Raw genomic sequence first — 24,298 nt, forward strand, 5'->3', positions numbered from 1 at the left:
CGCCGGCAGGCCGGAACGCCCGGCCGGCACCGCTCATTCGCTGGCAGGTACCACCGCCGTCACCTCGATCTCCACCTTGGCGCGGGCCTCCACCAGATCGGCGACCTCGACCGCCGTCATGGCCGGGAAGTGACGCCCGATGGTGGCCCGGTAATGCTCGCCGATGGCGCGGTAGGCGGCGACATATTCCACCTTGTCCTTCACGTACCAGGTCATGCGCACGATGTGATCGGGACGCGCTCCGCCCGCGGCCAGCACCGCCACGATGTTGCGCAGCGCCTGGCCGACCTGCTCGGCAAAGTCGTCGGTTTCGAACTCGCACTGGCCGTTCCAGCCGATCTGGCCGCCGACGAAGAGCAGGCGGCTGCCCACCTGCATCTCGGTCATGATGCCGTTGGAATAGCCGCGCGGCGCGGCCCAGTCTGGTGGCTGGAGAATCTTCATGGTCGGTTTTCCGTAGTCAGTGATTGGGTTCTGGTTGGCTCGCACCACGCCCCGGACGGGCGCATGGGTGCGCGATGTCAGGTGGCGCGCTTACAGCGCCGCGGCTTCCTGCCCTGGCGCCAGGAAGCGCTCCATGCCCGCGCGGACCTCTGGCGGCAGCGCGCGCGGCATCATTTCGCCGGTATCGACGCACACCAGGCGCTGGGCAATCTCCACGCGGAGGTCTGCGGCAGGCCCGACGAAGCGCACCTGCAAGGAGAAACTGGTGCGCCCCAGCCGCGTCACACGCAGCTCCCGCGTCAGCAATTCGCCCAGCCGGCTGGGCGCCACGAAGCGGCAGGATACTTCCGCCGTCGGCACGCCGGCCTGTGCCGCACCATGCATGGCGTCGAAGGACCAGCCCAGTGCCTCCCGGAACCAGTCCTCGACCAGGTCGTTAAGCATCTCGAAGTACCGCGGGAAGAACACGATGCCGGCGGCGTCGCAGTCCTTGAAGCGCACCCGCACGGTGTTGGTGAACACTTCGCTCACGGCTGGCGCCCTCCTCCGGCCGCGCCGGCCTGCTCCGCCATCTGCCGCAACCGGAAGCGCTGCAGCTTGCCGGTCTCGGTGCGCGGCAGCGCATCGACAAAGATCACCCGGCGCGGATACTTGTACGGCGCGATCTCGGCCTTGACGTAGGCCTGCAGCGCGGCGCACATCTCCTCGCTGGCCACCACGCCGGGGCGCAGCACCACGTAGGCGGCGACGACCTGCCCGCGCTCCGGATCGGCCATGCCGACGACGCCGCATTCGGCCACCGCGTCATGGCGCATCAGCGCGCTTTCCACTTCCGGCCCGGCAATGTTGTAACCGGCAGAGACGATCATGTCGTCGGAGCGCGCCTGGTAGTAGTAATAGCCATCGGCATCGGCCATGAAGGTGTCGCCCGGCAGGTTCCAGCCATCCCTCACATAACTGGCCTGACGCGGGTCGTCCAGGTAGCGGCAGCCGGTGGGCCCGCGCACCGCCAGCTTGCCGACCGTGCCGGGCGGCACCGGTTGCATCGACTCGTCGACAATCTGCGCGACATAGCCCGGCACCACCTTGCCGATAGCGCCCGGCCGGACTTGCGCGCCGGCGCTGGAAATGAAGATATGCATCATCTCGGTGCCGCCGATCCCGTCTGTCATCTCGATGCCCGTGGCCGCCTTCCAGCTCTGGCGCGTCGCGTCGGGCAGCGCCTCGCCGGCTGAGACGCTCTTCTTCAGGCTGGAGATGTCATAGCCCGGCGCCAGCGCCGCCATCTGCCGGTAGAAGGTCGGCGCGGTGAACACGATCGTCGCGCGCCAGGACTGGATCAGCGCCAGCAGGCTCTCGGGCGTGAGCCGCTCGGCCAGCACGGTGGACGCTCCCACCCGCAGCGGGAAACACAGGATGCCGCCCAGGCCGAAGGTAAAGGCCAGCGGCGGCGTGCCGCAGAAGATGTCGTCCGGCCCCGGCTTGAGCACATGGCGCGGGAACAGGTCGCACATGGCGATCACATCGCGGTGGAAATGCACCGTGCCCTTGGGCTGGCCGGTGGTCCCGCTGGTGAAGGCGATCAGGCAGATGTCGTCGCTAGCGGTATCGCACGCGTCGAACGACTCGGGCTTGCCGGCCATGGCGGCTTCCACCGAACCTGCGCCGCTGCCGTTGAAGTAGCGCACCTGCGCCAGGCTCGGGCAATGGTGCTCGTTGCCGGGATCCAGATTGGCTTCGAGTTCTTCGCGCAGGCGCTCGTCGCACAACGCCGCGCTGACCGCGGCACGGTCGATCACCTGCTTGAGTTCCTTGGCGCGCAGCAACGGCATGGTCGGCACCGCGATCAGCCCCGCCTTGACCACCGCCAGCCAGCACGCTGCCATCATCAGGTTGTTGGGGCCGCGCAGCAGCACGCGATTGCCCGGCACCAGCTTCATATCGCCGGTCAGCACGTGGGCGATGCGGTTGGAGAGCGCTGCCAGTTCGGCATAGCTGACGGTGCGATGGGCGCCGTCCTGCTCGTAGCGGATCGCGATGCGCTCGCCCCGCCCTTCGCGCACATGGCGCTCGACCAGTTCCAGCGCGCAGTTCATGCGCTCCGGATATTGCGTGTCCGCGTTGAACAGCAGTTCCGGCCACTGCTGCGGGGGCGGCAGGCGGTCGCGTGCAAAAGTATCTAGGTGGGCTGTGCTCGCCATGGTTGTCTCCGCTTCCTTCATTCTGGTGATGCTGGTAAGGGCTGTCCGGCCGCGTCAATCACGCTATGCGCGATGCTGTGCCAGCGTTTCGCGCGCGATGATCAGCTTCTGCACTTCGGTGGCACCTTCGTAGATCCGCAGCGAACGGATCTCCCGGTACAGGCTCTCCACGCGCGTGCCCACCTTGACGCCGAGCCCGCCGAACATCTGCACGGCGCGGTCAATGACCTGCTGCGCGTTCTCGGTGGCCACCATCTTGGCCATTGCCGCTTCGCGCGTGGTGCGCACACCGGCCACATCGCGCAGCCACGCGGCGCGGTAGGTCAGCAGCGCAGCCGCGTCGATGGCGGTGGCCATGTCGCCGATTGCCGCCTGGGTCAGTTGCAGGTCGGCCAGCACGCCGCCGAACATGGGCCGCGCGGTGGCGCGCGCGAGTGCTTCGTCAAGCGCGGCGCGGCCGAAGCCCAGCGAGGCGGCCGCCACCGAGGCGCGGAAAATGTCCAGCGTCATCATGGCCACTTTGAAGCCCTGCCCTGCTTCGCCCAGCCGCGCGCCGACCGGCACCCGGCAGTTCTCGAAACGCAGCGTGGCAAGCGGGTGCGGCGCCATGACATCGATCCGCTCGGCGATGGTCAGGCCCGGCGTGTCCGCGTCCACCACGAAGGCGGAGATGCCGCGCGCGCCCGGCGCTTCGCCGGTGCGGGCGAACACGCAGTAGAAGTCGGCGATGCCGCCGTTGGAGATCCAGGTCTTCTCGCCATCGATCACGTAGTGATCGCCGTCCAGTACCGCGCGGCATTGCATTGCTGCCACATCGGACCCGGCGTCGGGCTCGGACAGGGCGAACGCAGCGATCGCCTCGCCGCGCGCCACGCGCGGCAGGTAGCGCTCGCGCATGGCGTCACTGCCCGCCAGCGTGATGGCGCCGCTGCCCAGGCCCTGCATGGCGAAGGCAAAATCGGCCAGGCCGTCGTGACGGGCGAGGGTCTCGCGCAGCAGGCACAGCGAGCGCGAGTCGAGCGTTTCGAGCGCGCCGCCATAGGCAGCGGGCACGCAGTAGCGCAGCCAGCCGGCCTCGCCAAGCTGGCGCACCAGCGCGCGGCAGGCGGCGTCGGTGTCGCTGTGATCGACCGCGAGCGAGGCCGTGGCCCACGCGTCGAGCCGTTGTTCCAGTTCGCGGTGCGCGTCGCCGAAGAACGGCAGGGCGAGATAGCTTTTGTCGGACATGAAGTTCGTACCCTTTCAGTCGCCTTCGAACACGGGCCGCGTCTTGGCCACGAACGCGTCGTAGGCCCGGCGGAAGTCCTTGGTCTGCATGCAGATGGCCTGCGCCTCGGCCTCGGCCTCGATGGCTTCGTCCAGGCCCATGTTCCATTCCTGGTGCAGCAGCTTCTTGGTCACGCCGTGGGCGAAGGTGGGCCCGGCGGCGATTTGCGCTGCCAGCGACCGGGCTTCGGCGAGTACCGCGTCCGGTGCGTGCAGCGCGTTGAAGAAGCCCCATTGCAGCCCTTCCTGCGCATTCATCGCCCGGCCGGTGTACAGCAGCTCGCTGGCACGGCCTTGTCCGATCACGCGCGGCAGCAGCGAGCAGGCGCCCATGTCCGCGCCTGCCAGGCCTACCCGCACGAACAGGAAGGCGGTCTTCGCCTGCTCGGTGCCCAGCCGCATATCCGAGGCCAGCGCCATCATCGCGCCGGCGCCCGCGCAGATGCCGTCGACGGCGCTGATGACCGGTTGCGGGCAGGCCCGCATGGCCTTGATCAGGTCGCCGGTCATGCGCGTGAACTCGAGCAGCTCGGGCATGGTCATGCGGGTGAGCGGGCCGATGATTTCGTGGACGTCGCCGCCCGAGCAGAAGTTGCCGCCGGCGCCGGTGATCACCACGGTCTTGATGTCCGTGGCGTAGCACAGCGCGCGAAACAGATCGCGCAGTTCGGCGTAGGAATCGAAGGTGAGCGGGTTCTTGCGCTCGGGGCGGTTCAGCGTCACGGTGCCGACCTTGCCGTCGGCCGAGACCGACCACAGGAAGTGCTGCGGCTGGTAGCCGGCAAAGCTGCGCTTGTGGTGGCGCATGTCCAGTGCTATTTCACTCATCTCGTTTCTCGCTTGCCTGTTCTGGTTTTCTCGAATTCGTTCGGGATCAACCCGGCATGACCTCGCCGCCGGCCACTGCGATGGCCTGCCCGGTGATCGCGCTGGCGGTGGGCTGGCACAGCCATGCGACCGCGTCAGCCACCTCGTCCGGCTGCACCAGCCTGCCCTGCGGATTGCCCTTGGACAACTCGGCCCGGGCCTGCGCCTCGGTGCGGCCGGTCTTGCTCATGATATTGGCGACCGCGTCGCGCACGATGTCGGTCTCGGTATAGCCAGGGCAGACCGCATTGACGGTCACGCCGCTGCTCGCCACTTCCAGCGCCAGCGAGCGGGTCAGTCCGATCACGCCATGCTTGGCCGCGCAGTAGGCGCTGACATAGCCGTAGCCAACCAGCCCGGCCGTGCTGGCCACATTGACGATGCGGCCCCAGCCGCGTTCCAGCATGCCCGGCAGCGCTGCCTGCGTGCAGAGGAAAGTGCCGGTCAGGTTGACCTCGAGCATGGAATGCCACAGGGCGAGATCCGTCCTGGCGAAGCTCGCGCTGCGCGCCTGCCCGGCGTTGTTGATCAGCAGGTCGACCGGGCCCGCGCGGCCGGACGCTTCCGCGAACGCCGCCGCCACGCTGTCGGCCTGCGAAATATCCGCCGTCACCGTGCCGAGCATGGCGGGCGCGACGACCGCCTCGGCGAGCGCATCGGCTGTCGCTGCCAGCGTGGCCGCGTCGCGCCCCAGCAAGGTGACGCTGGCGCCTTGCGCGAGCAGGCGGCGCGCAATGGCCGCACCGATGCCGCGTCCGCCACCGGTGACCAGCGCGTGCCGCCCCTGCAGGGAAAGATAGGCGCTCATGCTCAGTGATCCTCGGGCTGACGGGCTTGCCGTGCCTGTTGCGCGGCCCGCTCCAGGTTGGTTTCCAGCTGGCGCTTGCCGGCCTGGTATTGCTTGGGCCATGCCAGGTCGCGATGGCCCAGCCGCGCTGCCTCGTGGATGGTCCAGGCGGGGTCCGCCAGGTGCGGGCGGGCAATCGCGCACAGGTCGGCACGGCCGGCGGCGATGATGCTGTCGACGTGGTCGGCTTCGAAGATCGCGCCGACAGCGATGGTGGCGATGCCGGCCTCGTTGCGGATGCGGTCGGCAAACGGCGTCTGGTACATGCGCCCGTACACCGGCGCCTGGTCAGGACTCACCTGCCCCGAAGAACAGTCGATCATATCGGCGCCCGCGCTCTTGAAGGCACGTGCGATCTCGATCGCATCGTCCGGCGTGATGCCGCCTTCGACCCAGTCGTGCGCCGAAATCCGCACCGACATCGGGCGCTCGTGGGGCCACACGGCCCGTACCGCGGCAAAGACTTCGAGCGGGTAGCGCAGCCGCGCGGCCAGCGAGCCGCCGTATTCGTCGCTGCGCTGGTTGGTCAGCGGCGAGATAAAGCTGGAGAGCAGGTAGCCGTGGGCGCAGTGCAGCTCGAGCCAGTCGAAACCCGCCTGCGCGGCACGCCGCGCGGCGGCCACGAAATCATCCCGCACCTGATCCATGTCCGCGCGGCTCATCTCGCGCGGCACTTGCGACACGCCCGGCATATAGGGCAGCGGCGAGGCCGACATCACCGGCCAGTTGCCGCTGGCAAGCGGGTAGTCCATCGCTTCCCAGCCGAGCTGGGTCGAACCCTTGCGCCCGGCGTGGCCAATCTGCATGGCGATGCGCGCATCGCTGTTGGCGTGCACGAAATCGACGATGCGGCGCCAGGCGTCGCGCTGCGCGTCGTTCCACAAACCCGGGCATCCCGGGGTGATGCGCGCATCCGGAGATGTACAGGTCATCTCCGCCACCACCATGCCGGCGCCACCGAGCGCACGCGCGCCCAGGTGGGTCAGGTGGAAGTCGCCGGGCACGCCGTCCTCGCAGGAATACATGGCCATGGGCGACACCACCACGCGGTTCTTCAGCGTGACGCCGCGTACGCGGAACGGCGTGAACATCGGCGGCACCGCGCGCGCATCGGCGGGTTGGCCGGCATTGGCAACGTTGGCCGCCGCCTGTGCCGCGAGCCAGCGCTCGAAGCCCTCGACGTAGCCGGAATCCCGCACGCGCAGGTTCTCGTGCGAGATGCGCTGCGAGCGCGTCAGCAGGGAATAGGCGAACTGCTCCGGCGCCATGCCCGCATAGCGCTCGACGTTCTCGAACCATTCGGTGGAATTGCGCGCGGCATTCTGGATCTTGAGGACCTCGACGCTGCGGGTGGCCTGGTAGCGCTCCAGCGCCTGCGGCAGCACGTCGGCGCCGCCCGGCCCGGCATCGCGGATATTGTTGGCGAGGTCGATCGCATCTTCCAGCGCCAGCTTGGTGCCTGAGCCAATCGAGAAATGCGCGGTATGCGCGGCGTCGCCCATCAGCACCACCGGCACGCGGCGGCCGTCGGCCAGCGTGTTCCAGTGCACCCAGGTGCCGCAGATCACACGCGGAAAGCGGATCCAGTTGGCCGAGCCGCGCAGGTGAGTGGCGTTGCTGATCAGGGCGTTACCGTCCAGGAAGCGGGCAAACAGGCGCTCGCAGAAGGCCACGCCCTCCTCCTGGCTCATCTGCTCGATGCCGGCGGCGCGCCAGACCGGCTCGGGCGCCTCGACGATAAAGGTGGAGGTGTTGTCGTCGAAACGGTAGGCATGGGCCTGGAACCAGCCATGCTCGGTCTTTTCGAAGGCGAAGGTAAAGGCGTCGAACAACTTGCGCGTGCCAAGCCAGACAAAGCGGCACAGGCGGGTATCGATGTCGGGCTGGAAGGTCTCGGCGTAGCGGCCGCGCACGCGGCTGTTGATTCCGTCGGCGGCGATCACGATGTCGGCCTGGTATTGCTGCGCCAGCGCCTGGTCATCCGTGACGTCGGTCTCGAAGACCAGATGCACGCCCAACTCCTCGCAGCGTGCCTGCAGGATATTGAGCAGGCGCTTGCGGCCGATGCCGATAAAGCCATGCCCGCCGGAACGCATGGTGCGCCCGCCGATATGGATGTCGATATCGTCCCAGTGGTTGAATGCCTCGTTGATCTGCTGCGCGCTGACCGGATCGGCCTGCTTGAGGTTGTCCATGGTGGCGTCGGAGAACACCACGCCCCAGCCAAACGTGTCGTAGGGCCGGTTGCGCTCCACTACGTAGACCTCGCTGGAGGGATCCCGCAGCTTCATCAGCAAACCGAAGTACAGGCCCGAGGGGCCTCCGCCGATACACAGCACTCGCATCTTGTCGTCTCCTGCGCGCCGGCCCGGATCCGGCTGGCCCGGCCCCTCGCGGCACATGCGATGCGCGGCAGCGCATCTAGATCATGCTTAAATATTTGATGCTTAAAATATTAGTCCGCATCGGACCGTCGTGCAAGCACAATCTCTGACGCGGTGCAGCGCGTGCCCCGGAAGGCCAGTTCAGCCAACCCGGCAGCGGCGGATACGCCGCGTTTCCAGCCCTAAAACATGCCTCTGCCGCCGCTCGCCCTCCGGCGCGCGGCGGCCAGGACAGCCTTCAGCCTTGCATCGCCGCCTGGAGTTGCGCCAGCGCGGTGGGATCTTCGATCGTGGTGAGATCGCCGGGGTTGCGGCCTTCCGCCACCGCCTGCATGGCGCGGCGCAGCAGCTTGCCGGAGCGGGTCTTGGGCAGCGCATTGACGAAGAACACGCGCGCCGGGCGCGCCACCGCGCCCAGTTGCCGGTCCACGGTCTTCATCACGTCGCCTTCCAGCGCCAGCCGGTCGGCCTGGGTTTCGATGCGGCCCGCGTCGCGCGCGATCACGAACGCCATCGCCACCTGCCCCTTCAGCGCATCGTGCACGCCCACCACCGCCACCTCGGCCACCGCCGGGTGCGACGAGATGCTCTCCTCGATCTCGCGCGTGCCCAACCTGTGGCCCGCCACATTGATGACGTCGTCGGTGCGGCCCAGGATAAAGATATAGCCGTCCTCGTCCTGCACACCCCAGTCGAACGTCGAATAGCAGCGGCGGCCCGGCACGCCGGACCAATAGGTCTTGACGAAGCGTTCATCGTCGCCCCACACCGTGGTCATGCACCCCGGCGGCAACGGCCCGTCGATGGCGACCACGCCTTTCTGCCCCGGCGCGCATTCGGCGCCGGTGGCTTCATCGACGATCTTCAGGTCGTAGCCATAGACCGGCACGCCGGGCGACCCCAGCTTGGCCGGCAACGGTTCGATACCGCGCTGGATGGCGATGATCGGCCAGCCCGTCTCGGTCTGCCAGTAGTTGTCCACCACCGGCTTGCCAATGCCCTGCTGGATCCAGCTGGCGGTGGGTTCGTCGAGCGGCTCGCCGGCCAGGAACAGCAGGCGCAGGCTGGAGAGGTCGTAGCGCGTGAGCCAGGCCGGGTCCTGCTTCTTCAGCACGCGAATGGCGGTGGGCGCGCTGAACATGATGTTCACGCGGTACTGCTCCACCAGTTGCCACAGGATGCCGCCGTCCGGGCGCACCGGCGTGCCTTCGTACATCAGCGTGGCCATGCCGGCCAGCAGCGGCCCGTACACGATGTAGCTGTGCCCCACCACCCAGCCGATATCGGAGCTGGAAAACATGGTGTCGCCAGCCTTGCCGCAGAAAATGTAGTCCATCGAGGTGGCCAGCGCGACCGCGTAGCCGCCGGTGTCTCGCTGCACGCCTTTTGGTTTGCCGGTGGTGCCCGAGGTGTAGAGCACGTAGGACGGCTCGCTCGATTCGAGCCAGACGCACGGCACGCGCGCCGCGCCCACGCGCTCGCGCCAGGCTGCGTAGTCTTCGTCGCGGCCGGGCGTGAGCGCCATCGGCGCGAGCTGGCGATCCACCAGCAGCACGCGTTCGGGCTTGTGCGCGGCCAGCGTCACCGCCTCGTCGAGCAGCGGCTTGTAGGGCACCACCTTGCCCGCGCGCGAGCCGGCGTCCGCGCTGACGATCACACGCGGCTGCGCGTCGTCGATGCGCGCGGCCAGGCTGACCGAGGCGAAGCCGCCGAACACCACCGAGTGAATGGCGCCGATCCGCGTGCATGCCAGCATGGCAAAGGCGGCCTCGGGAATCATCGGCATGTAGATCAGCACGCGGTCGCCCTTGACCACGCCCATCTGCTGCAGGATCGCAGCCATGCGGTTGACCTCGTCATGCAGCTCGGCGTAGCTGTAAGTGCGATGCTGGCCGGTTTCGGTCGACACATAGATCAGCGCGGGCTGGTCCGCGCGCGCCGCCAGGTGACGGTCGACGGCGTTGTGGCAGAGATTGGTGCGCCCGCCAACGAACCACCGGGCAAATGGCGGACGGCTATCGTCCAGCACGGTCTCGAACGGGGTTTCCCAGTCGATGCGGCGAGCCTGTTCGGCCCAGAAACCTTCGGGATCGCTCACTGAGCGTGCGTGCAGGGCACGGGTAGCCGTCATGGCTTGTCTCCTCCGCTTGAATGCGGGTTGTCTATGTGCAGTTTGTCTTGGCCGGGCGAACCGCCTGATGCTGCCTGCTTTCGCCCGTTAGTTTGCCACCATTCCAGGCGCATGGCGGCTGGCTTGCCGAAGCCGAGCCAGCCCACCGGTACCTGCAGTCTGGGTACGCCGGCTTACGCAAGGCTTACCGCTGACACACCGCAGCAAGCAAAAAGGGCGTGCCATTGGCACGCCCTTGATCTGGCTCAAACTCGCTGGCTCGAACCCGTTGGCCCTAGCCCGGCCCGCGCGGTCAGCGCGCGTGCGCCTTGGTCTTGGCAGGCGCCGCGGCGGCCTTGCCGGCCGGTTTCGCGGACGGTTTGGCGCCGGCCTTGGCTGCCGGGACCGCCGGAGCGGCTTTGGCCGTCCTGCCGGCGCCGGCAGCAGCCTTGCGCGGGGACGCCTCCACCGTCACACGCTGACGGCCCGCCGCGCGGCCCTTGGCAGTTGCCTGCACCGGCTCGCCGCGAACCGGCGCCAGGGCGGACGCAGTGGACGGCGTGTCGGTGGCACTGGCGAAACGGGCCGCCGAACGCGCCGGCACCATCAACACAAGGCTCTGCCCCGCCACCAGCTTGGTGCCGGAAAGCTTGTTCCAGGATTGCACCTGCCCGGCCGACACGCCGTAGCGATGCGCCAGCGAAACCACCGTGTCGCGCCGCCCCGCGCGCACTACCACGCGGCGCGCGTCCGGCACATCGGGCTCGACTGCCATTATGGCGTTCTCCGCCAGCGTGGCGCTGATGTCCTGGCTGTGATTCTCCGAGCGCGGCACCACCACGGTGGAACCGGCCTTCAGCCGCATGCCCTTGGGAATGCGGTTGATCTCGCGAATGGTGTCCGCGTCGATATTCAGCCGCGCCGCCAGCGCCTCGATGCGCTCGCGGTTGTCCACCGTCACCGCTGTCCAGCTCGACAGGCCGCCCCGGTAGGTGTTGAGGTTGTACTGGAAGCGCTCGGCGTTATCGAAAGGCAGCAGGATCTGCGGATTCGCCGCGCCCAGGATCACCGGCCGGTTGAAGGACGGGTTCAGCGCCTTGAACTCGTCGAGCGGCATATTGGCGAGCTTGGCCGCCAGCGAGACGTCGATATCGCGCGAGGTGGTCACCGTGACGAAGTACGGGTGGTCGGGAATATCCGGCAGCTTCACCCCGTACATCTGGGGGTTGGCAATGATGTTCTTGACCGCCTGCAGCTTGGGCACGTAGTAGCGCGTCTCGTTGGGCATGGTCAGGCTGGCGTAGTCCGTCGGCAGCCCGCGCGCCTGATTGCGCGCGATGGCCCGCGAAACCGCGCCCTCGCCCCAGTTATACGCCGCCAGCGCCAGTTGCCAGTCGCCGAACATGTCGTACAGCCGCTGCAGGTAATCCAGTGCTGCGTCGGTCGACGCCAGCACATCGCGCCGTTCGTCGCGGAACATGTTCTGCTTCAGCTTGTAGTCCTTACCGGTGCTCGGAATGAACTGCCACATGCCGGCCGCCTTGGCGGTGGACTCGGCCTGCGGGTTGAAGGCGCTTTCCACGAAGGGCAGCAACGCCAGCTCCGTGGGCATCTTGCGGCGTTCCAGTTCCTCGACGATGTGATAGAGGTAGCGGCTCGAGCGCGCGACCATCCGTTCCATGTATTCCGGCCGCTGCGCGTACCACTGCGTGCGATCGTCAACCAGCGTGCCTTCCAGGTCCGGCATGCCGAATCCGCGGCGGATACGGTCCCAGATGTCGCTCGACGGCCCGCGCATCCAGTCGAGGCTGTCGCGGTCCAGGTTGATCACGGCCGCGCTGTTGATCGAATTGAGCGGATCGGGCTTCGAATACGCAGGTTTGGAAGCGGAGGCGGTCGTGCTGACGCCATCGGCGGCGCCGGGCGGAGTTGGCGTGCCGGCACACGCTGCGAGCAGCGCGGCACACGCAACCACCGCCAGTAATCGACCAATTTTCATTAAGTTCTCAAATCGTGACGCTAAAAATTTGCCTGATGCTAAGAAAAAGCGGCTTTCGCGTCAATGAAATTTTCCCTGCGGCGGCGCCAGGGCAGCGCCGCCAGGAACATGACAGGTACACGGGAATCGCCCTCCCGGCTTGCGGGGTCAACGGCTGGCGGGTCCGCCACGCCGGCCTGTGGCAATAAGGAATCAGCGGAAATTGTCTTTCCAGCCACGCAGCGCGCCGAAGGCCGCCGCGTCGTTGGCTGCCGGGCCACCCGCATGGGCGGCCACCGCCAGGCGTACCGAAGGTTCGCGCGAACGCAGGAAGGGATTGACCTCCCGCTCCTGCGCAACCGTGGTCGGTACAGTGGGCGTGCCGGCGGCGCGCAACGCATCCACGCGGGCCTCCCAGGCTGCCAGCGCGGCATTGTCCGGTTCCACCGCCCGCGCAAAGCGCACATTGCTGCGCGTGTACTCGTGGGCGCAATACACGCGGGTGGCGCCGGGCAGCGCCGCCAGCTTGTCCAGTGAGGCCAGCATCTGCGCCGGCGAACCCTCGAACAGCCGCCCGCATCCGCTGGCGAACAGCGTATCGCCGCAGAACACGGCCGGACCGGCGCCGGGCAGATCCGCCACGTAGGCGACGTGACCGGCAGTGTGACCCGGCACGTCGAGCACCTTGAGCCGCAGCGCGGGATGGGCCACCGCCACGGTGTCGCCTTCGCGCACGGCCACGGTACGCCCGCCGATGCGTTCGCCGGCCGGCCCGATCACGGGCAATGGCGCGCCATCCGGCGCCACCGGATGCGCCGCCAGCAGCCCGGCAACCCCGCCCTGGTGATCGCCATGATGATGGGTGATTACAATAGCGCCCAGCACCAGCCCCGCGCGTGCCAGGAAAGCCTCGACCGGCGCGGCTTCGCCCGGGTCGACCACGGCGGCGCAGTGACCGTCGTGGATAGCCCAGATATAGTTATCCTGGAATGCGGGAATCGGCTCCACCTTCAACATGCGTGCTCCTATGTCCAAGCGTCCGATTATAAATTGGGAAGACTGGCTTGCCTCGCCTCCCGGGCAATACATGCTCCAGTGGGAGCAGGGTCAGTACGACCGGACCGTCGTGGATATCTTCGGCTACCACGCGGTGCAGCTTGGCCTGCCGCACATCGACACGCTGCGCGAAAACCGCATGCCGTTCTCCGCACTGGCGCTGGCTCCCGGCAGCGGCCCCCATGGCCCACGCGCCCAGGCCGACGCCCGCCAGCTGCTGTGCCGCTTCGACGAATTGCCGTTCGAAACGCAAAGTATCGATCTGATCACCCTGCCCCATATCCTGGAGTTTTCGGAAGATCCCCACGAGGTGCTGCGCGAGGTATCGCGAGTGCTGATGCCCGAAGGCCGCGTCGTGGTGACCTGCTTCAACCCCATGAGCCTGTGGGGCGCGCGCCAGGGCCTCAAGCGGCTGGGCGCCGATCCTTTCCTGCCCAACGACAGCCAGTCGATCGGTTTCGTGCGGATCAAGGACTGGCTCAAACTGCTGGGTTTCGATATCATCCGCGGCCGGTTTGGCTGCTATTGCCCGCCCTACCACACAGAGCGCTGGCTGCAGCGCACCGCCTTCATGGAAAAGGCCGGCGACCGCTGGTGGCCGATCTTCGGCTCAGTCTATATGATTTCGGCGGTCAAGCGCGTGCGTAATATCCGCCTGGTCGGCCCCGCCTGGAAGAGTCCCAAGACGGCACTGTCACCCGTCGCCGCGCCGGTGGCCTCGCCCACGGGCACCCACGGCAAGGCGCCCGGCGACGAGCATTGAGCGCCACCGGCGCACACCCAATCACCCCGGTCGGCACCGCGCGCCATTGCCGTGCCAACCTTAGCGACAACGCAATGCAATCCAACGAAATCGAAGACGTCACCATCTACTCTGACGGCGCCTGCAAAGGCAACCCCGGCCGCGGCGGCTGGGGCGCTGTGCTGGTCTCCGGCAGCAACGAAAAAGAACTGTTCGGCGGCGAGCCCCTGACCACCAACAACCGCATGGAAATGACTGCCGTGATTGAAGCCCTGCGCGCGCTCAAGCGGCCGTGCCGGATCAAGGTCTACACCGACTCCCAGTACGTGCAGAAAGGCATCGGCGAATGGCTGCCGGGCTGGAAGGCGCGCGGCTGGAAGACCGCCGACAAGAAGCCGGTGAAAAACGCCGACCTCTGGCAGGAAATGGACAAGCTCGCGCAGCAGCACGACATCTCCTGGCACTGGGTGCGCGGCCACAACGGCCATCCGGGCAACGAGCGCGCCGACGCCCTCGCCAACCGCGGCGTGGACTCGCTCAAGGGTTAAGGACCGGCCCCGACGGCCGCCTGCCCCGCCCCTCCGGTTAGAATGCCCGCCATGCGACAGATCGTTCTCGACACCGAAACCACCGGCCTTAGCGCCGCCACCGGCGACCGCCTGATTGAAATCGGCTGCGTGGAGCTGCTCAACCGCCGCCTCACGGGCAGGCACCTGCACTTCTACGTCAACCCGGAACGCGATATCGACGAAGGCGCGATCGCGGTGCACGGCATCACCGTCGAATTCCTGGCCGACAAGCCCAAGTTCGCGGAAGTGGTGCACGAGATCCGGGAGTTCGTCCAGGACGCCGAACTGATCATTCACAACGCGCCCTTCGACCTTGGCTTCCTCGACATGGAATTCAAGCTGGTCGGGCTGCCCCCGTTTCGCGAGCACGCGGGCAATGTGATCGACACCCTGCGCGAAGCGCGCCAGATGTTCCCCGGCAAGCGCAATTCGCTCGATGCGCTGTGCGACCGCCTCGGCATCAGCAATTCGCACCGCACCCTGCACGGCGCACTGCTCGATGCGGAACTGCTGGCCGAGGTCTACCTCGCGATGACGCGCGGCCAGAACTCGCTGGTCATCGATATGCTCGACGGCGGCGGCGCGCAAAGCGACGCCCTGGCATCCACTGACCTCTCGCGCCTGGACCTGCCGGTGCTGATGGCCAGCGAGGAAGAGACCACCGCGCACCTGGCCGTGCTCAAGCAACTGGACAAGGCGAGCGGCGGCAAGGTGGTGTGGCAGGAAAACGCGCCCGCGGCTGAAGCGGCGTGAGCCTGCCAGGAAAGCCCGAAGCGATTTTTTGCAGAATTTTCCAGAAAGGGCTTTACAAGATACAAGCGCGCTGACATAATCTTGTTTCTCTGCAGCACGGCAGTAACAACGCAGCAGCAGGGGTGGTTAGCTCAGCGGTAGAGCACTGCCTTCACACGGCAGGGGTCACAGGTTCAATCCCTGTACCACCCACCAAAATTCGGTGAAGAATGAAGGACTTGCGGCGACAGCCCAAGTCCTTTTTTCTTTGGGTGAAAGAATTTCCGCCGAAGCCATCGCGACACCTTGCATCGAAGATACCGTCGAACCCAGGTGGGCGGCCCGATTCCGCGACTCCCCCGATTCTGTCCATTGCCCAAGCGCCCAAGCGGCGGCCACTGCAGGAAGGTGCCGGGACCATGGCCATCCGGATTCCTCCACCGTCATTCCTTGGTACCATCCAGCTCCAGACTCGCACACAAGCCAAGATGCGCCGCGCTTCCTGCAATGAAATCCATGGAGATCATGCCGTGCAATACAAGAAGGTGTTGGCAGCGGTGGCCTGCCTGATATCGGCGGCATGCACTACGACCACGCCCGCGCCATCTGCTGGCCGACAGATGTCGACGTATGACATGGACACCGAGTACACGGTTGAATACGTTCCAGACGGCTTCACCCTGATGGTCAACTATCGCTATTCGCAGTTCATCGTGCGATCCAGTTCGGCCGATGCGGCGTGCAAAGCAGCGCTTGCCAGCGTAGCCAACAGCCTGGCCGAGCGCCGGCAACGGCCGATCGAGCCGGTCAACGAACAGCTAGTCAAGGTCACTACCACCAGGAGCTGGTCCGGCAAGGTGGCCGCCTGCGCTGCCTCCGCGCCGATAGCCTGGAAACGCTAACACGGAGGCGATAGTCCATTTGGGAGGTGCCCGGCCCAGAAGGATGGAGACCGGAGGGCCTCCTGCGGAAGAGATCCAGCATGGCAACGACGGCGCGCCGCCGCCTCAGCAGCCACCCTTCGCGGCGGCTGGCGTGGCAGGAGAGACGACCAATCCTTGGGAAGCATCCAGCTTCTGGCGGAATTCCGCATGGGCAAGATCTTCCTGGATCGGCAGTTGCTCAAACAAGCCCTTCCACAGGAATATGGAGAAGTAAATCTTCAGGTGCTCGGGATAGTCGGGCGCTTCGGGAGCCATCGCAACGCTAAGCGTAAACAAGCCTTCCAGGCTGATGCTGCCCCAGGTTCCGGGAGCGCTTGTGGTGCAAGGACCTATCCCGAAGAGGAACTGAGTCGGGACGGACTGCTCAGGACAAGCCAGCACCAGGTCCGAGGGGCTCAAGGCCTCATCATGCTCATCAAGTCGCCCCACCGACGGGACACGATAGACCGCGAAGAGATTCAAGCCGGTGATACGGCCCAAGGGCTCCATGAACACGCTTTCGCCGGGCCGGTGGTCCAGGTGGACTTGCCCGGTTGCGTGATACGACAACTTCCTGGTTTTCGGCTGCCCGATCCGGTCAGAATCGGCGCCCGTGCCTTCCTGAACGGTGCCGGCGCGGACGAACCGGATATTCAGCGGGCCCTCATCTTCGATTGCGTATCGCGCAAGCCGGCGGTAACCGCCTTTGCTCTCCACTAGAATCCAACCGCCAACCTTCTCAGCCATTTCGCTTCCCGGGGTTCCCTGATCGTCCTGCCCGGCCGCGCCCGTCCACCAGCGGGACAGGATGGGCCTGCAGGAATTCGCGCCGCTCGCCCGGCTCCTTAGAAATTCGCCACCACGCCACCCATCGGCGGCCGATAGTCCAGCAAACGCGACAACTCCGCCGCAGCCCCCCTCACCTGCTCCACCATCGCATCCAGCCGCGCCGGATCGATGCGCGAGGCCGGGATGGTGGCCCCAAGCGCCGCCACCACCTTGCCGCTGCGGTCGCGCACCGGCGCGGCGATGGTCGAGATGCTGGTTTCGAAGAAGCCTTCCTGCAGCACATAGCCGCGCTCGCGGTCGCGCTGGACCATGTCGAACAGCGCTTCCACGGTCTTGGGCGTGCTGTCCGAGAAGACTTCCAGTTGCGGCTCGGGATAGAGTTCGCGCAACGCCTCCAATGTCAGGTCTTCAAGCAGCACACGGCCGAGCACGGTAGCGTGCGCCGGCAGGCGGGTGCCGACGTTGACCGAACTGGCGAACGGCGTGGGGGCCACGGACTTGGCCACATAGACAATGGAGCGGCCGTCGCGCACCACGAGGTTGCAGGGGTAGTTGATCTCGTCGCGCAGGCGGTCCAGCAGCGGGCGGCCCAGTTCGGTCAATTCCAGCGAAGCGAGGTAGTCGAAGCCGAGGCGCAGCACCGCCATGCCGAGCCGAAACTCGCGGCCACCGTCGGTGCGCTCGACAAAGCCCATCATCTCCAGCGTGGTCAGCAGGCGGAACACCGTGGAGCGCGGGACCTGGAGCCTGCGAGCCAGTTCGGCCGCGGACAAGGTCTTCTCGTTGCGGCTGAACTCGCCCAGCAAGCGCAGGCCGCGTTCAAGTCCCGGCACGATGTACTTGTCCTGGAGATCGGTTGGCTCGACAGCGTCTGTCATGGTGATATCTCTGCGAATGAAGTGCTTTGGCGTTGCTATATGGTACTGGCTTTGGGCCAGGCCCCGCCCGATGCGGGCCGCGCACCCCGGCGCGCCATCCCGCGACTGACGGATATAACACGCCCGGCGTCGATCCTCCAGCACTTCAATCACCAGACCGGTGCCCGCCCCCTACCCCCTCAGGTATTCCCGCAGCCAGGCCGCGCATTCGCCGGCGTGCTGCGCCGGCCAGCGCACGGTAATGGTCGCGTTGGGCTGGCGGACCTCGATGCAGATATCCGTCAGTGGTCCCCGGTCCGGGTTTCCACCGCCGGTAGCGGCCGCCGGCGAAAACAGCCGTGACCACCAGCCTCCGGTGCCATTTCCGTTGACCCGCCCCGCCGCTGCCTTCGCGATGGCTGGCCGCGCGGGGATTGCCTCGCCAGCGGCAACTGGCAAAGTGGCGGCCACAAGCTCGGCCGGCGATTCGGCGAACGCTTTCGCGACCTCCGCGGCGGCGCCACCCGGCGCCACAGCCTCCGCAGGCGCCACCAGCCGTGCCGACAGATTCGCACCGAACTCCTCCCACATCCGGTCCGCCTTTGTCTTCATCACGCTCAGCCCGAATGTGCCGAGCCGGCCCAGCACATCCACGTTGATCTTCATGCGCAGCTCGGTCTGGCCGTCCGGCTGCCCGGTCAGGAAGATCTCGCTGGACTGCTTGAGCGAACTGGCCACCGAGGCGTCCTCGCCGGTGCCCTCGCTGCGCAGGTAGTGGGGCGCGCGCATCTCGACAATGGTTGTCTTGATCTTGAAGCGCGCGCTGACAAAGGCGATCTTGACCTGGATATGGGAGACGTACTCCACATCGCTGACCACTTCGATCGACTGCATGCCCGGCACGCACCCACCCATCACATTGGGATCGAGCAGCAGTGCCCACACACGTGCCGGCGTTGCGCCGACGACAAGGGTTTTTTCAATTTCCACGCATCTTCTCCGCGGCGGACAGAATGGACTCGACGATGCCGACGTAACCGGTGCAGCGGCACAGGTTGCCGTTCAGGCCGGCACGGACTTCCTCTTCTGTGGGGTTGGGGTTGTGCGCCAGCATGGCGCAGGAGGTCATCAGGAAGCCGGGGGTGCAGTAGCCGCACTGCAGCCCGCCGCATTCCATGAAGCTTTGCTGCAGCGGATGCAGCTCACCGCCGGCGCTCAGGCCTTCGACCGTGGTGACGTCGCGGCCCCGCACCTGCACGGCGAGCATCAGGCAGGACTTCACGACTTCGCCATCCACCAGCACGGAGCAGGCGCCGCAGATGCCGGTCTCGCAGCCGCGCTTGGTGCCGGTCAGGTTGAGATCGTCGCGCAGCAGGTCCGACAACAGCCGCCGCGCCGGTACGTCGACGCTGTGCGCTTCGCCGTTGACGGTGAGTTCGATGTTGATCTTTTGCATGGGAAATCCTTATTCCGCCGCCAGTCCGAACAGCGTGGCGATGCTTCGCCGCGCCACGGTCCGGACCATCTCGCGGCGATAGTCCGCGTTGCCGCGCATGTCGGAGACGGGGTCGATATCGGCGGCCACGATGTCAGCCGCCTCGGCCGCCACCTCCGGCGTGACGGCCTTGCCGGCAAGGAAGGCTTCGGCACGCCGCAGGCGTGCGGGAATCGGCGTGGACGCGCCCACGGCAAGCCGCGCCTCTATGCAGGCCGGCCCCGCGCGGCGTGCCAGCAGCGCCACGCTGGCCAGCGGCCGGTGTTCCGCGGCCGTGCGCAGGAAGCGGGCATAGTGGCCCACCGCATCGGGCGCTGGCGCCGGAATGCGGATCTCGGTCACCAGTTCGTCGGGTTCGAGGGCCGTGGTGTAGTAGTCGACAAGAAACGCTTCCATCTCCAGCACGCGCTCGCCGCGCCGCCCGGCCACCACCACCTGCGCCTCCAACGCCATCAGGCAGCCCGGTGGATCCGTGGCCGGGTCGGCATAGCAGAGGTTGCCGCCGATCGTGCCCTGGTTGCGCACCTGCGGATTGGCGACGCGCCCGGCCATGCTGGCCAGCATGGGGTAATGCGCCTGCACCAGCGGCGAACGCGCTACCTGCGCATGCAAGGCGAGCGCGCCGATGCGCAGCCCGTTGCGCGGGTCGTACTCGATCTTGCGCAGCGCATCGAGCCGGCCCAGCGATACCAGGTGTGCCGGTGTGAGCATGCGCTGGCGCATGCCAAGCATCAGCGCGGTGCCGCCGGCTATCACGCGGCACTCGTCGCCGAGGTCGGCCAGCATATGCCCCGCCTCCTGCACCGAGCCCGGTTCCAGAAATTCGAAATCACGCATGATGCGTCTCCTTTTCCTTGCGCTCGCGCAGCGCGGCCAGCACCTTCTCCGGCGTGATGGGCAGCGAGGTGATGCGTACGCCGATCGCGTCGTGGACGGCGTTGGCGATGGCCGCGGCGCCCGGCAGGATGGCGGTTTCGCTGGCGCCCTTGGCGCCGTAGGGCCCGTTGGGATCGTTGGACTCGACCACCTCCGTGCGCAGCGCGGGCACGGCGTCGGCGGTGGGCATGGTGTAGTCGGCAAAGTTGCCGTTGAGGATGCGGCCATCCTCGATCTGCAGATGTTCGTACAGCGTCCACCCGATCGCCTGCACGGTGGCGCCATGCGTTTGCCCGTGCACCGCCAGCGGATTGATGGCCTTGCCGCAGTCGTCCGACACGAAGCTGTCGATCACCGTGACCTGTCCGGTCACGGTATCCACTTCGACTTCAACCGCCTGCGCCGCGAACGAATAAGCCGGGGCAATGTTGCCGTAGTAGTTGGCGTCGTGCATCACCGTTGGCGCGTCGTAGGTGGCACGCACCATCAGCCCTTCGCCGCCATGACGGAAGATATGCAGGCGCGCGATCTCGGCAAGAGTAGCCTGCTTGCCGGCGTCGTTGCGGGCACGGATCACGCCGTCCGCAATATCGAGTTCGTCGCGGGGCACGCCAAGTTTTTCCGCGGCAACGGTCAGCAGCTTCTGCCGGGCCTCGCGCGCAGCCTTCATCACGGCGTTGCCCGAAATGATGGTCACGCGCGAAGCCAGCGAGCCCAGGCAGAACGGCGCCACGTCGGTATCCGGCGCGCAGACGGTGACATGCGACAGCGGAATGCCAAGCTCCTGCGCGCAGATCTGGCTGAGCATGGTGTTGGCGCCCTGTCCCATATCGCACTCGCTGGTGAGCAGCATGGCGCGCCCGTCCTCATTGACCTTGAGCACGATGGTGGAGCCGTCCCAGTTGCCCAGGGTGCGATTGCCGCTGACATGCATGGCGGCGGCGATGCCAAGTCCGCGCCGGCGCGTGCCGGTTTTTCCCGAGGCATCGGCACGGCGCGCATCCCACCGGATGGCCGCGCGCGTTTGCTCAAGGCATTCCACCAGGCCGCTGCTGCCGATCTTCCAGCCATGCACGCTGGTGTCGCCCGTGCGGATGGCGTTGCGCTTGTGGACTTCGATGGGATCCATGCCGAGCATCTCCGCCAGCATGGTGAGGTGGCTGTTCAGCGGGAACTGCATCTGCTGGCCGCCAAAGCCGCGAAACGCGCCGCGCGGCTGCGTGTTGGTATAGGCGAGCACTGCGTTCGAGCGCACGTTCTCGACGCGGTGCATGTTGTCGCTGCGCATCGCGGTGACGTGCATCACGTCGCCGGCCAGGCCGGCATAGGCGCCGCACTCCGCCACGATCCTGACGTCCTTGGCGACGATCATCCCCTGCGCATCCAGCCCCATCTTCAGCCAGACCCTGGCCGGCACGCTGGCGCGCGCGCCAAGAAAATCCTCTAACCGGTTGTTGACGAAGCGCACCGGGCGCTCCAGCCGGCTCGCCAGCAAGGCCGCGATCAGGCTGTTGTTCTCCTCCACGATCTTGGCGCCGAAGCCGCCGCCGGTGACCGCCTGGATCACGCGGATGGTGGAGGCGGGACGATCGAGCGCTTCCGCCAGGCGCGCGCGCGCGAGGAACACGGATTGCGTCGACGCCCATACCGTCAGCCGGCCGTTGCCGTCCTGCGCCGCCACCGTGGCCATCGGCTCCAGATAGCCGGGATATTGCGACTGCATGTCGTAGGTGGCCTCGTAGACCACCGCGGCGCGGGCGAAACCGGCATCGATGTCGCCGCGCTCGATATGCATCTCGTGCGCGATATTGCGGGTGCCCGCGTGCACCTCGGACGCGCCGCCGGCAAGCGCGGCCTCCGGGCTCAGGATCGCGGGCAGTTCTTCGTACTCCACGCGGATCAGGTCCAGCGCGTCGCGCGCGGTTTCTTCATCGACGGCGGCGACCGCGGCCACTTCCTCGCCCACGTAGCGGACCACGCCGGCTGCCAGGATGCGCTGCTCCTTGCGATGTGGCCCCCACAGCCGCGCGGGCGTGTCGCTGCCGGTCAGCACCAGCCTGACGCCCGGGAGCGCACGCGCCGCCGAGGTATCGATGCGAACGATGCGGGCATGCGGATACGGGCTGCGCAGCACCTTGGCGTGCAACATGCCGGCCTGCTTGATATCGCCGGCGTACACGGCCCTGCCCAGCACCTTCTCCCGCGCCGTCACTTGCGGCGTGGATGTTCCCACTGTCGACGTACTCAAGCCGACCTCCTGCTAAGTCTGAAAACGATCGATAAGCCGGCGCAACCGCCGCCGGCCCGCGTCACTCGGCGGTGATGCCGAAATCCCGGATGACCTTGCCCAGCCGCTCGTAGTCGGAGGCGTTGACCTTCTCCAGCACGGCGGGCGCGCCGCCGACTGGGACAGCGCCGAAGGTGGCCATCTTCTCGGCGATGTCGGGCAGCCTGACGATCTCGTTGAGCTGTTCGTTGAGCAGCTTCACCACATCGGCGGGCGTGCCCTTGGGCGCCATGACGCCGTGCCATGCGCCGACGACCACGTCCCGGTAGCCGAGCTCCGACAGCGTCGGCACATTGGGCAGCAGCGGCGAGCGCTTGGGATCGGTCACGGCCAGTGCGATCAGCTTGCCGGTGTTGATGTACTGCGCGACCGGCCCCAGCGTCACGTAGGCGAAGTTGACATGACCCGCGACCACATCGTTCACGGCGGGCGCCACGCCCCGGTACGGCACGTGCTGGATCTTCATGCCCGCCGCGCGGTTCAGCCATTCGCCGGCGATATGCATGGGCGAGCCGGCGCCGGGGCTGGCGTAGGTCAGCGCCTTGCCGGCCTTCGCCGCGGCAACCATCTCCTGCACGTTCTTGATGCCGCCAGCGGGATACGCCACCAGCAGCACGGTCTGCGTGCCGGTCTGGATCACGGGCGTGAAGCCATGCAGCGCGTCGTAGCTGGCGCTGGGCGGCAGCTTCAGCACCATCGGCGCGGTGGTGAACGGGTTGGGCGTGAACAGCAGCGTGTAGCCATCGGCGGGCGCGCGCCCGACCAGGGCGTTACCCACGACGCCGCCGGCGCCCGGTTTGTTTTCGACGATGACGGGCTGCTTCAGGCGGATCGACAGCTTCTCCGCGTACATCCGCGCCATGGAATCGGTATCGCCGCCGGGCGGATACGCGACCACGATCGTGACAGGCTTGGCGGGATAGGCATGCGCGAGCGCGCTGCCGGCGCCAAGCGCTATCGCGGCGATCGCCGATGCAAGGATCTGACGTCGGGCAAGGTTCATCTACGGCTCCTGTGGGGACGCACCACGTTGGCGGGGAATGGCTTCGTGGATGCAGTGTTCGGCACTATGAAAAGGACGGGAACGCATTCGATGTGCGTTTTATTGGTAAGACGCCAGTTCAGGAGAGGAACATGTTTACCATCGTAGATTGCGCTTGTTGACCACTCAACTTACGTTAAACCCCAATTGACATATTGACTTGCTATTCATTGATTCCGGATCGTCAAGCAGCCTGCGAGGCAATGGAAGGCGCAGCCCCTGTGAGACAATCAGACCCCGATTACTCGCCGCCCGGCGTGTGGCTCAAGAGACATGGATCAAACGAAGCGCGAAGCCAGCCCCGCCGAAGGCACGGCAGTGCACCCCGAGGCCAATTGCCCCTGGGAGACGCTCGATGAGGAAGGTAACGGGCTGGTCGTCGACGACTTCCTGACGACCATGCTGAGTCAGCTGGTGAACGCCTTGCGCCGCACCGTCACCCTGCCCTATGCGGAACAGTTCGAACTGACGGTGCCCGAATGGCGCCTGCTGGCGCTGCTGGCCCACGCGCGGCGGTTGCCCTTTGCCGAGCTGGTGGTGCAATCGACTTCGGACAAGGCCCTGGTCAGCCGCACCTTGCGCCTGCTGGAAAGCCGTGGACTGGTGAAGATCGACGCCGAGGGCAATACCCCGCGCAAGAAACTGATCTGCAGCATCACGCCGCAAGGCCTGGCGCTGCACGAACAGGTGATGCCATTGGCCAGGAAGGGCCAGGCGGAGGTGATTCGGCTACTGGAGCCGGAGGAGCGCCGTGCGATGTACCTGGCGCTGAGGAAGCTGCACGGCTTGTGCGTCGCGCCCGGCCGCAAGGACGCGATTCCGGGCGAGTAAAG

The 24,298-nt window shown here is 66.8% G+C and carries 22 protein-coding genes and 1 tRNA gene; 6 read left to right on the forward strand and 17 right to left on the reverse strand.

The window, feature by feature from the left end; translation table 11 throughout:
• Window positions 1-33: 33 nt before the first annotated feature.
• From CF70_RS03760 to gloB, 10 genes are all read right to left on the reverse strand, one after another.
• Window positions 34-444: a RidA family protein gene (locus CF70_RS03760; RefSeq protein WP_035860557.1), complete on the reverse strand. Its 411-nt coding sequence runs from the start codon at window positions 442-444 to the stop codon at window positions 34-36.
• 90 nt (window positions 445-534) lie between these two features.
• Window positions 535-975 (reverse strand): acyl-CoA thioesterase, encoded by a 441-nt coding sequence (locus tag CF70_RS03765; protein ID WP_035860558.1) that lies wholly within the window; start codon window positions 973-975, stop codon window positions 535-537.
• Window positions 972-2,645: an AMP-binding protein gene (locus tag CF70_RS03770; protein ID WP_035860560.1), complete on the reverse strand. Its 1,674-nt coding sequence runs from the start codon at window positions 2,643-2,645 to the stop codon at window positions 972-974. The genes CF70_RS03765 and CF70_RS03770 overlap by 4 nt, the downstream gene beginning before the upstream one ends.
• Window positions 2,646-2,708: 63 nt before the next feature.
• A complete protein-coding gene (locus CF70_RS03775) occupies window positions 2,709-3,872 on the reverse strand; it encodes an acyl-CoA dehydrogenase family protein (protein WP_035860562.1) in 1,164 nt (387 codons plus the stop codon).
• 15 nt (window positions 3,873-3,887) lie between these two features.
• Window positions 3,888-4,739, reverse strand: coding sequence for an enoyl-CoA hydratase family protein (locus CF70_RS03780; protein WP_035860565.1), 852 nt, complete (start codon window positions 4,737-4,739; stop codon window positions 3,888-3,890).
• Window positions 4,740-4,785: 46 nt separating this feature from the next.
• A complete protein-coding gene (locus CF70_RS03785; RefSeq protein WP_035860567.1) occupies window positions 4,786-5,586 on the reverse strand; it encodes an SDR family NAD(P)-dependent oxidoreductase in 801 nt (266 codons plus the stop codon).
• Window positions 5,587-5,588: 2 nt separating this feature from the next.
• Window positions 5,589-7,970 carry a bifunctional salicylyl-CoA 5-hydroxylase/oxidoreductase gene (locus tag CF70_RS03790; protein WP_035860569.1) on the reverse strand — a complete coding sequence of 794 codons (2,382 nt, stop codon included), beginning with the start codon at window positions 7,968-7,970 and terminating at the stop codon, window positions 5,589-5,591.
• A 277-nt stretch (window positions 7,971-8,247) separates the two neighbouring features.
• Entirely contained in the window at window positions 8,248-10,140 is a 1,893-nt protein-coding gene (locus tag CF70_RS03795) for a propionate--CoA ligase (RefSeq protein WP_035860572.1), read from the reverse strand.
• Between the two features lie 292 nt (window positions 10,141-10,432).
• Complete coding sequence (locus CF70_RS03800) at window positions 10,433-12,118, reverse strand: transglycosylase SLT domain-containing protein (protein WP_035860574.1); 1,686 nt, start codon at window positions 12,116-12,118, stop codon at window positions 10,433-10,435.
• 192 nt (window positions 12,119-12,310) lie between these two features.
• Window positions 12,311-13,114 (reverse strand): hydroxyacylglutathione hydrolase, encoded by an 804-nt coding sequence (gene gloB, locus CF70_RS03805; protein WP_035860579.1) that lies wholly within the window; start codon window positions 13,112-13,114, stop codon window positions 12,311-12,313.
• A 10-nt stretch (window positions 13,115-13,124) separates the two neighbouring features.
• Between gloB and CF70_RS03810 the strand changes: the two genes are divergently transcribed.
• From CF70_RS03810 to CF70_RS03830, 5 genes are all read left to right on the forward strand, one after another.
• Entirely contained in the window at window positions 13,125-13,916 is a 792-nt protein-coding gene (locus CF70_RS03810; protein ID WP_035860582.1) for a class I SAM-dependent methyltransferase, read from the forward strand.
• Between the two features lie 89 nt (window positions 13,917-14,005).
• Window positions 14,006-14,443: a ribonuclease HI gene (gene rnhA / locus CF70_RS03815; RefSeq protein WP_035860662.1), complete on the forward strand. Its 438-nt coding sequence runs from the start codon at window positions 14,006-14,008 to the stop codon at window positions 14,441-14,443.
• Between the two features lie 51 nt (window positions 14,444-14,494).
• Window positions 14,495-15,217: a DNA polymerase III subunit epsilon gene (dnaQ, locus tag CF70_RS03820; protein WP_035860585.1), complete on the forward strand. Its 723-nt coding sequence runs from the start codon at window positions 14,495-14,497 to the stop codon at window positions 15,215-15,217.
• A 120-nt stretch (window positions 15,218-15,337) separates the two neighbouring features.
• A tRNA-Val gene (locus tag CF70_RS03825) sits at window positions 15,338-15,412 on the forward strand.
• A gap of 314 nt (window positions 15,413-15,726) precedes the next feature.
• On the forward strand, window positions 15,727-16,098 hold the full coding sequence (locus tag CF70_RS03830) for a hypothetical protein (protein WP_035860664.1): 372 nt from the start codon (window positions 15,727-15,729) through the stop codon (window positions 16,096-16,098).
• Between the two features lie 105 nt (window positions 16,099-16,203).
• Here CF70_RS03830 and CF70_RS03835 read toward each other — a convergent pair whose 3' ends face one another.
• The 7 genes from CF70_RS03835 to CF70_RS03865 form a co-directional block, all read right to left on the reverse strand.
• Window positions 16,204-16,866: a hypothetical protein gene (locus tag CF70_RS03835; RefSeq protein WP_035860588.1), complete on the reverse strand. Its 663-nt coding sequence runs from the start codon at window positions 16,864-16,866 to the stop codon at window positions 16,204-16,206.
• 98 nt (window positions 16,867-16,964) lie between these two features.
• On the reverse strand, window positions 16,965-17,786 hold the full coding sequence (locus tag CF70_RS03840) for an IclR family transcriptional regulator (protein ID WP_035860590.1): 822 nt from the start codon (window positions 17,784-17,786) through the stop codon (window positions 16,965-16,967).
• Window positions 17,787-17,957: 171 nt separating this feature from the next.
• The gene (locus CF70_RS03845; protein ID WP_035860593.1) at window positions 17,958-18,755 is read right to left on the reverse strand and encodes a CoxG family protein; all 798 of its coding nucleotides are present in this window, start codon (window positions 18,753-18,755) and stop codon (window positions 17,958-17,960) included.
• Entirely contained in the window at window positions 18,745-19,221 is a 477-nt protein-coding gene (locus tag CF70_RS03850) for a (2Fe-2S)-binding protein (protein ID WP_035860595.1), read from the reverse strand. The genes CF70_RS03845 and CF70_RS03850 overlap by 11 nt, the downstream gene beginning before the upstream one ends.
• Before the next feature lie 9 nt (window positions 19,222-19,230).
• Window positions 19,231-20,097 carry an FAD binding domain-containing protein gene (locus tag CF70_RS03855; protein ID WP_035860598.1) on the reverse strand — a complete coding sequence of 289 codons (867 nt, stop codon included), beginning with the start codon at window positions 20,095-20,097 and terminating at the stop codon, window positions 19,231-19,233.
• The gene (locus CF70_RS03860) at window positions 20,090-22,384 is read right to left on the reverse strand and encodes a xanthine dehydrogenase family protein molybdopterin-binding subunit (RefSeq protein WP_035860600.1); all 2,295 of its coding nucleotides are present in this window, start codon (window positions 22,382-22,384) and stop codon (window positions 20,090-20,092) included. The genes CF70_RS03855 and CF70_RS03860 overlap by 8 nt, the downstream gene beginning before the upstream one ends.
• Before the next feature lie 61 nt (window positions 22,385-22,445).
• A complete protein-coding gene (locus CF70_RS03865) occupies window positions 22,446-23,426 on the reverse strand; it encodes a Bug family tripartite tricarboxylate transporter substrate binding protein (RefSeq protein ID WP_035860602.1) in 981 nt (326 codons plus the stop codon).
• A 312-nt stretch (window positions 23,427-23,738) separates the two neighbouring features.
• Between CF70_RS03865 and CF70_RS03870 the strand changes: the two genes are divergently transcribed.
• Complete coding sequence (locus tag CF70_RS03870) at window positions 23,739-24,296, forward strand: MarR family winged helix-turn-helix transcriptional regulator (RefSeq protein WP_035860604.1); 558 nt, start codon at window positions 23,739-23,741, stop codon at window positions 24,294-24,296.
• Window positions 24,297-24,298 lie beyond the last annotated feature (2 nt).

This window comes from Cupriavidus sp. SK-3 (assembly GCF_000611145.1).
GTDB lineage: Bacteria > Pseudomonadota > Gammaproteobacteria > Burkholderiales > Burkholderiaceae > Cupriavidus.

Coding starts and splice junctions, on each gene's coding strand:
- CF70_RS03795 (WP_035860572.1), bottom strand. CDS start 10,140: ATGACGGCTACCCGTGCCCTGCACGCACGCTCAGTGAGCGATCCCGAA.
- CF70_RS03865 (WP_035860602.1), bottom strand. CDS start 23,426: ATGAACCTTGCCCGACGTCAGATCCTTGCATCGGCGATCGCCGCGATA.
- CF70_RS03770 (WP_035860560.1), bottom strand. CDS start 2,645: ATGGCGAGCACAGCCCACCTAGATACTTTTGCACGCGACCGCCTGCCG.
- gloB (WP_035860579.1), bottom strand. CDS start 13,114: ATGTTGAAGGTGGAGCCGATTCCCGCATTCCAGGATAACTATATCTGG.
- CF70_RS03870 (WP_035860604.1), top strand. CDS start 23,739: ATGGATCAAACGAAGCGCGAAGCCAGCCCCGCCGAAGGCACGGCAGTG.
- CF70_RS03790 (WP_035860569.1), bottom strand. CDS start 7,970: ATGCGAGTGCTGTGTATCGGCGGAGGCCCCTCGGGCCTGTACTTCGGT.
- CF70_RS03840 (WP_035860590.1), bottom strand. CDS start 17,786: ATGACAGACGCTGTCGAGCCAACCGATCTCCAGGACAAGTACATCGTG.
- CF70_RS03785 (WP_035860567.1), bottom strand. CDS start 5,586: ATGAGCGCCTATCTTTCCCTGCAGGGGCGGCACGCGCTGGTCACCGGT.
- CF70_RS03850 (WP_035860595.1), bottom strand. CDS start 19,221: ATGCAAAAGATCAACATCGAACTCACCGTCAACGGCGAAGCGCACAGC.
- CF70_RS03810 (WP_035860582.1), top strand. CDS start 13,125: ATGTCCAAGCGTCCGATTATAAATTGGGAAGACTGGCTTGCCTCGCCT.
- dnaQ (WP_035860585.1), top strand. CDS start 14,495: ATGCGACAGATCGTTCTCGACACCGAAACCACCGGCCTTAGCGCCGCC.
- CF70_RS03835 (WP_035860588.1), bottom strand. CDS start 16,866: ATGGCTGAGAAGGTTGGCGGTTGGATTCTAGTGGAGAGCAAAGGCGGT.
- CF70_RS03855 (WP_035860598.1), bottom strand. CDS start 20,097: ATGCGTGATTTCGAATTTCTGGAACCGGGCTCGGTGCAGGAGGCGGGG.
- CF70_RS03780 (WP_035860565.1), bottom strand. CDS start 4,739: ATGAGTGAAATAGCACTGGACATGCGCCACCACAAGCGCAGCTTTGCC.
- CF70_RS03775 (WP_035860562.1), bottom strand. CDS start 3,872: ATGTCCGACAAAAGCTATCTCGCCCTGCCGTTCTTCGGCGACGCGCAC.
- CF70_RS03800 (WP_035860574.1), bottom strand. CDS start 12,118: ATGAAAATTGGTCGATTACTGGCGGTGGTTGCGTGTGCCGCGCTGCTC.
- CF70_RS03760 (WP_035860557.1), bottom strand. CDS start 444: ATGAAGATTCTCCAGCCACCAGACTGGGCCGCGCCGCGCGGCTATTCC.